The sequence below is a fragment of the Streptomyces sp. AB3(2024) genome (assembly GCF_041862025.1).
Classification (GTDB): Bacteria; Actinomycetota; Actinomycetes; order Streptomycetales; family Streptomycetaceae; genus Streptomyces.
In genome coordinates, this window is the sequence record NZ_JBGWAB010000224.1 from 1 (window position 1) to 7366 (window position 7366).

6 protein-coding genes are annotated in these 7366 nt (G+C 70.3%); 2 read left to right on the forward strand and 4 right to left on the reverse strand.

Annotated elements, in window-relative coordinates:
• Positions 1 to 117: 117 nt before the first annotated feature.
• Positions 118 to 2922, reverse strand: a complete 2805-nt coding sequence (secA, locus tag ACEPPI_RS39035; protein ID WP_373920003.1) for a preprotein translocase subunit SecA — start codon at positions 2920 to 2922, stop codon at positions 118 to 120.
• Positions 2923 to 3148: 226 nt separating this feature from the next.
• On the opposite strand from secA, the gene ACEPPI_RS39040 reads away from it, so the two are divergent.
• Positions 3149 to 3757: a GNAT family N-acetyltransferase gene (locus ACEPPI_RS39040; RefSeq protein WP_373920004.1), complete on the forward strand. Its 609-nt coding sequence runs from the start codon at positions 3149 to 3151 to the stop codon at positions 3755 to 3757.
• A gap of 10 nt (positions 3758 to 3767) precedes the next feature.
• On the forward strand, positions 3768 to 4955 hold the full coding sequence (locus ACEPPI_RS39045; RefSeq protein WP_373920005.1) for a winged helix-turn-helix domain-containing protein: 1188 nt from the start codon (positions 3768 to 3770) through the stop codon (positions 4953 to 4955).
• Positions 4956 to 4959: 4 nt separating this feature from the next.
• Here the strand turns inward: ACEPPI_RS39045 and ACEPPI_RS39050 are convergent, their stop codons facing one another.
• The 3 genes from ACEPPI_RS39050 to ACEPPI_RS39060 all read right to left on the reverse strand — a co-directional run.
• The gene (locus ACEPPI_RS39050) at positions 4960 to 5709 is read right to left on the reverse strand and encodes a response regulator transcription factor (protein ID WP_266839364.1); all 750 of its coding nucleotides are present in this window, start codon (positions 5707 to 5709) and stop codon (positions 4960 to 4962) included.
• Positions 5710 to 5937: 228 nt separating this feature from the next.
• Complete coding sequence (gene hpf / locus ACEPPI_RS39055; protein WP_371678299.1) at positions 5938 to 6633, reverse strand: ribosome hibernation-promoting factor, HPF/YfiA family; 696 nt, start codon at positions 6631 to 6633, stop codon at positions 5938 to 5940.
• A 364-nt stretch (positions 6634 to 6997) separates the two neighbouring features.
• On the reverse strand, positions 6998 to 7366 hold a 369-nt coding region (locus ACEPPI_RS39060; protein WP_373920006.1), incomplete at its 5' end, for a ComF family protein.

Consider the following 7366-nt stretch of genomic DNA (forward strand, 5'->3'; position numbering starts at 1 on the left):
CCCCCCCCCCCCCCCCCCCCCCCCCCCCCCCCCCCCCCCCCCCCCCCCCCCCGGCCCCCCCCCCCCCCCCCCCCCCCCCCCCCCCCCCCGGCCGGGTGCTGCGGAACCCCCAGGGGGTTACTTCTTGCGCCGACGACCGCCGGAGGCCTTCTGCGCCTTGCGCCGCTCCGCCCGCGTCATCCCGTCCCCGCCGTCACCGGCGGAGCCGTCCGCGTCGAAGTCGCCCTCGACGATCCCGCCCTCGCCGTCCACCGACGGCGCGGAGAAGTGCAGCCGGTCCGGACGCTGCGGGGCGTCCAGACCCTTCGCCCGGATCTCGGGACGCGCGGCCCCGGCCGGCTCCTTCGTCATGGACGGCGCCGCGGCCTGCACCGGAACCTCCTCGACCTGCTGCTCGACCTGGACCTCCAGGTTGAACAGGTAGCCGACGGACTCCTCCTTGATGCCCTCCATCATGGCGTTGAACATGTCGAAGCCCTCGCGCTGGTACTCGACCAGCGGGTCCTTCTGGGCCATCGCCCGCAGGCCGATGCCCTCCTGCAGGTAGTCCATCTCGTACAGGTGCTCACGCCACTTGCGGTCCAGCACCGACAGCACCACGCGCCGCTCCAGCTCGCGCATGACGTCGGAGCCGAGCGCCTTCTCGCGCGTCGCGTACTGCTCGTGGATGTCGTCCTTGACGGACTCCGCGATGAACTCGGCGGTGATGCCCGCGCGGTCGCCGGCGGCCTCCTCCAGCTCCTCCACCGTGACCTTGATCGGGTAGAGCTGGCGGAAGGCGCCCCACAGCCGGTCCAGGTCCCACTCCTCGGCGAAGCCCTCGACCGTCTCGGCCGCGATGTACGCGTCGATCGTGTCGTCCATGAAGAAGACGACCTGCTCGTGCAGGTCCTCGCCCTCCAGGACGCGGCGGCGCTCGCCGTAGATGACCTCACGCTGGCTGTTGAGGACCTCGTCGTACTTCAGGACGTTCTTGCGGGTCTCGAAGTTCTGGGTCTCGACCTGCGACTGCGCCGAGGCGATGGCCCGCGTGACCATCTTGTTCTCGATCGGCACGTCGTCCGGCACGTTCGCCATGGCCATGACCCGCTCGACCATCTGCGCCTTGAACAGGCGCATCAGGTCGTCGCCCAGCGACAGGTAGAAGCGGGACTCGCCCGGGTCGCCCTGACGGCCGGAGCGGCCGCGCAGCTGGTTGTCGATACGGCGCGACTCGTGCCGCTCGGTGCCCAGCACGTACAGCCCGCCGAGCTCCTTGACCTCTTCGAACTCGGCCTTCACGGCCGCCTCGGCCCGCTTGAGCGCCTCGGGCAGGGCGTGCGCCCACTCCTCGATGTGCTCCTCCGGGTCGAGGCCGCGCTGACGCAGCTCCGCCTCGGCGAGGTCGTCCGGGTTGCCGCCGAGCTTGATGTCGGTACCGCGGCCGGCCATGTTCGTGGCGACGGTGACGGCGCCGCGGCGGCCGGCCTGGGCGACGATCGAGGCCTCGCGCTCGTGCTGCTTCGCGTTCAGCACCTCGTGCGGGACGCCGCGCTTGGAGAGCTGCTGCGAGAGGTACTCGGACTTCTCGACCGAGGTGGTGCCGACCAGGATCGGCTGGCCCTTCTCGTGCTTCTCCGCGATGTCGTCGACGACCGCCGCGAACTTCGCGACCTCGGTGCGGTAGATCAGGTCCGGCTGGTCCTTGCGGACCATCCCGCGGTTGGTCGGGATCGGGACGACGCCGAGCTTGTAGATCTGGTGGAACTCGGCGGCCTCGGTCATGGCCGTACCGGTCATGCCGGACAGCTTCGAGTACAGGCGGAAGAAGTTCTGGAGGGTGATCGTGGCGAGGGTCTGGTTCTCGTCCTTGATGTCCACCCCCTCCTTCGCCTCGATGGCCTGGTGCATGCCCTCGTTGTAGCGGCGGCCGGCGAGGATACGGCCGGTGTGCTCGTCGACGATCATGACTTCGCCGTCGATGACGACGTAGTCCTTGTCGATCTTGAACAGTTCCTTGGCCTTGATCGCATTGTTGAGGTACCCGACGAGGGGGGTGTTCACCGACTCGTACAGGTTCTCGATGCCGAGCCAGTCCTCGACCTTCGCGACACCGGCCTCGTGGATGCCGACGGTGCGCTTCTTCTCGTCGACCTCGTAGTCGCCGGTCTCCTCGATGCCCTTGAGCGGCTGCCCGGCCTCGCCCTTGGTCAGCCGGGTGACCAGCTTGGCGAAGTCCGCGTACCACTTCGTGGCCTGGTCGGCCGGACCGGAGATGATCAGCGGGGTGCGGGCCTCGTCGACGAGGATCGAGTCGACCTCGTCGACCACGGCGAAGTTGTGGCCGCGCTGCACGAGCTCGTCCTGCGACCACGCCATGTTGTCGCGCAGGTAGTCGAAGCCGAACTCGTTGTTCGTGCCGTACGTGATGTCGCTGCTGTACTGCTCCCGGCGCTGGGCCGGGGACATGTTCGCCAGGATGCAGCCGACCGACAGGCCCAGGAACTTGTGGACCCGGCCCATCATCTCGGAGTCGCGCTCGGCGAGGTAGTCGTTCACCGTGATCAGGTGGACGCCCTTGTCGGACAGCGCGTTCAGGTACGCCGGCAGCGTGCCGACGAGGGTCTTGCCCTCACCGGTCTTCATCTCGGCGACGTAGCCGAGGTGCAGCGCGGCACCACCCATGATCTGGACGTCGTAGTGCCGCTGGCCGAGCACACGCTTCGCGGCCTCGCGAACGGTCGCGAAGGCCTCGGGCAGCAGGTCGTCCAGGCTCTCGCCGTCCTGGTAGCGCTGCTTGTACTCGTCCGTGAGCGCGCGCAACTCGGCGTCGGAGAGGTTGACGAAGTCCTCTTCGATGGAGTTGACCTGGTCCGCGATGCGGTGCAGTTTGCGCAGGATCTTGCCTTCGCCTGCACGCATGAGCTTGTTGAAGACGGACACCGAGGTTTGTCTCCTTGCCGGTCGGGCCTGGGCACTGTTCGTAACCGGGCACGGCAGGTGGGCCCCACCGCAACGGCCATCGTAAGCGAGGACGTGGTCGCGCCGGGAGGTCCGCCGTGTCCGCAGGGCACGGGTGCCCGGAATGAGAACGTGTGGACCGGGCCGAAGGTGCCGGGCCGGACGAAAACTGCTCGCCCGTGACCACCCGGACCGCCACAATCCGTCCATGGAACCCGTGATACTGAGCACCACCCGCCTGGACCTGCGGCCCTTCGCCCCGTCGGACGAGGAGGAGGCGCACGCCGCCGGACAGGACCCCGACATCCAGCGCTGGACCATGGTCCCCTCCCCCTACACGCGCGCCGACGCGAAGACCTTCGTGAGCGAGCGGGTCCCCGCCGGCTGGCGCGAGGACACGGGGTACGCCTTCGCGGTCCGTCTCGGCGCCGGCGGCCCGCTGGTCGCGGCTGTGGGCGTCTACGTGCACGAGGCGTTCGGGGAGAAGCTGTACGAGGTCGGCTACTGGGCGACCCGGGAACACCGCGGCAACGGCTACATGACCGAGGCCTTGGACACCGTCTCCCGCTGGGCCTTCGACGAGCTCGGCGCCCTGCGGCTGGAATGGCGCGCCGAGGTCGGCAACGCGGGCTCCCGGGCCGTCGCCGAGAAGGCCGGCTTCCGCTTCGAGGGCACCCTGCGGGCCGCCCTGCTCCGCAACGGCACCGCCCGCGACTGCTGGATCGGTGCGCTGCTCCCCTCCGACCTCGGCCTGACCCCCGCGCTGCCCCACCTCCCCGCCCGGGAGCCCGGACCCGCTGTCGGTGGCGCCGCCTAGGCTGCCCACCATGACCAGCAGCCCGGCCAGCACGCCACACCCGTCCGTGTCCCTCTCCGCCGACGAGGCCCGCCGCATCGCGCTGCGCGCACAGGGCTTCCTCGGCGCGCCCGACCGGCGGGGAGGGGTCCGCGGGGTGCTGCGCCACCTGGGCGCCGTACAGCTGGACACGATCTCGGTGCTGGCCCGCTCGCACGAGCTGATCCCGTACGCGCGCCTGGGCGCGGTCGGCCGGGACACCGTCGAGAAGGCCTACTGGAGCGACAACCACGCCTTCGAGTACTGGTCGCACGCGGCGTGCATCCTGCCGATCGAGGAGTGGCCGCACTTCGCGTTCCGCCGCCGGGTCAAGCGGGCGCACGGCTACCGCTGGCACAAGATGAAGGACCGGGAGGGTTCCTGCGCCCTGGTCCTGGACCGGCTGAAGGCGGACGGCCCGCTCACCTCCACCGAGCTGGGCGGCGCGAAGAACGGCGGCCCCTGGTGGGACTGGTCCGAAACCAAGATCGCGGTGGAGTGGCTGCTCGACACCGGTGACGTGGTCTGCTCGCAGCGGCGCGGCTGGAAGCGGGTCTACGACCTCGCCGAGCGGGTCGTCCCGGACGCCCTGCTCCACGACGACCTGGACGACCGCGAGTGCCTGCGCCGGCTCGTGGCCCTGGCCGGGCGGTCTCTGGGCGTCGGCACCCGCGCCGACATCTCCGACTACCACCGCCTCAAGGGCGAGCAGTTCGACGCGGTGGTGGCGGATTCCGGGCTGGTCCCGGTGACGGTGGAGGGCTGGGCCAAGCCCGCCTGGGCCGATCCGGCCGCCCTGGCCGCGGCCGCCGCGGGCCGCCACCGCACCACCCTGCTGTCCCCGTTCGACTCGCTCGTATGGGACCGGCCCCGCACCGAGCGGATCTTCGGCTTCACGCACAAGCTGGAGGCCTACGTCCCCAAACCCCAGCGGATCCACGGCTACTTCGCGATGCCGCTGCTGGCCGGGGGCCGGCTCCAGGGCCGGGTGGACCCGGGCCGCGAGGGCACCACGCTGGTGGCCCGCCGGCTCTCGCTGACGACCCCGAAGGCGGCGCCCGCGATGGCCCGCGCCCTGCGGGAGGCGGCGGAGTGGGTCGGCTGCGACGCAGTCCGCGTCGAACGCGCCTCCTCGCCCGCGGAGGCCGCGGCGGTCACGGCGGAGCTGGACGCGCTCTGACGCGCTACCGGATCTCCAGGATCTTCTCGCGCATCGCGTAGACGACCGCTTCCATCCGCGAGTGCAGCTGCAGCTTCTCCAGGATGTTGCGCACGTGGTTCTTGACGGTGTTCTCGGAGATGAACAGCTGCTTGGCGATGTCCCGGTTGTTCATCCCCGTGGCCACCAGCTTCAGCACCTCCAGCTCGCGGTCCGTCAGCCGCGGCGCGGGCACCAGTCTGCGTTCGTCGGTGCGCTGGATCATCGACTTGAACTCGGTCAGCAGCTTCGACGCCATCGAGGGGCTGATCTGCGACTGCCCGTCCGCCACGGCGCGGATCGCCGTGGCGACCTCGTCCGTGGAGATCTCCTTCAGCAGGTAGCCCGTCGCGCCGGCCTTGATCGCGTCGTAGAGGTCCGCCTCCTCGTCGCTGATCGTCAGCATGATGATCTTCGCGGAGGGGGCCACCTCCTTGATCGAGGTGCACGCCTCGATCCCGCCCCTGCGCGGCATCCGCACGTCCATCAGCACGATGTCCGGCAGCAGGTCGGCGGCCTTGTCCACCGCCTCCGCCCCGTCCCCGGCCTCACCGACGACCTGGATGTCCTCCTCCTGCGCGAGGACGATCTCCAGGCCGCGCCGGAAGAGGGCGTGGTCGTCGACCACGAGCACCCGGATGGGCTCCCCGGCCGGATCCGCCGCCGGGTCCGCCGGGTCCGCCGCACGACAGCCCGCGCCGTCGTCACCGCGTACCGGCCCGAAGGTGTCCGCCATCGTTCCTCCCCCTGCATGTGCTCAGCCGCTGGGCCAATCCGGCAGGAGCGGCCGCCGGTTGACTGCCCGCCATGATTCCATGCCCGGATGACCGCAAGGGGGCCCTCGGGAGCCCGTCTGGCTCATACGCGCCACTACCGGCCATCAGCCGACGGCTACCGGCCACCCCACTCACACAGGTGCCCCTGCGGATCGCCGGGGCGATCCGCAGGGGCAACGGATGAATGATCAGCCGCCCAGCGCGCCGCCCGCGCCCGCGGCCGGTTCGTCCGAGCTGGAGGCCCCGTCGGCGTTCAGGTGGACGACGCCGTAGTCGTAGGCGTGACGGCGGTAGACGACGCTGGGCATCTTGGTCTCGGAGTCGACGAACAGATAGAAGTCGTGTCCGACCAGTTCCATTTCGAACAGGGCCTGGTCGAGCGACATGGGGCCGGCCGAGTGGGTCTTCTCGCGGACGATGAGCGGGCCTTCGCCCTGCACTTCCAGGGAACCGATCCGGGTGGTCGGGATCCCGTCCGCCTTCTCCTCACCGACCGGCTCGCCGTTGCCGTTGAGCGTGGCGACGCCCGGCACCGTGTCGACGACCTCGGCCGCCGAAAGCCGTCCGTTGCCACGGCGGGTGAACCGCTTGTCGTGCTGCTTGCGCAGCCGGGCCTCCAGCTTGTCCTGGGCGAGGTCGAGCGCCGCGTACGGGTCGGCGGCGGCGGCCTCGGCCCGGATCACCGGGCCCCGCGAACGCAGGGTGATCTCCACGCGGTCGGAACGGTCGGCCTGGCGCGGGTTGTGCTCCTTGGACACCTCGACGTCCAAGCTGATCACCTTGGCGTCGAGCTTCTGGATCCGCTCCGGATTCAGCTTCTCGGCCACGTGCTTGCGGAACCGCTCGGGCACCTCGGTCTTGCGGCCCTTGACGACGATGTCCACGCAGAACTCCGTTCCCGGAGAGCCTCGCCGACAGCGGCGAAGCGCTCCCTTTCGCACCAGGCCCCGGTGAACACCGGAGCCTCGGACTTGGCGACTTTCACCTCCTCCTCCCCCACCGGCAAGATCCACATCCCACCGACTTCGGAGTAGAGAGAAACCCCCTGAACAGGCACTGACACAAGGTTGGCAATACAACAGACGGACTGGTGCTCCGGTACCCGGTGCCCAAGGATCGCCAGTTCCTCACAACCGAACATATCTCTCAAAGCCGGTTGTCGGCACCCGCTACCGGAACGTACCTCCGTCCAGGTGGCCGTTCCCTCTTACTACCTGCAACGATGCGCATTCCCCGGCAGTTCCAAATCTATTCACAAGATTTTTGCTCTGTACGAGTTGCGGCCCGGATCCGTACGAAGGAGTCCGCCGGCGCCGCGACCACGGCTGCCTCCCTCACCCCCAGGCCCGCCGCCCGCAGCGCCCGAGCGGCCTCCGCGAGCGTGGCCCCGGTGGTGATCACGTCGTCGACCAGGACGATCCGCGCCCCGGCCGCCACCCGGGCCCCGCCGCGGCACACTTCCAGGGCCCCCGCCAGGTTCTCCAGCCGGTCCCGCGCCCCCAGGCCCGCCTGGTCCGCGACCCGCCGGCGCAGCCGCAGTACGGGCGCCACGCGCGCGGCCGCACCGGCCCGGCCCAGCCGCCCCGACGCGGCCAGGGCGATCCCCCGCGCCGGATC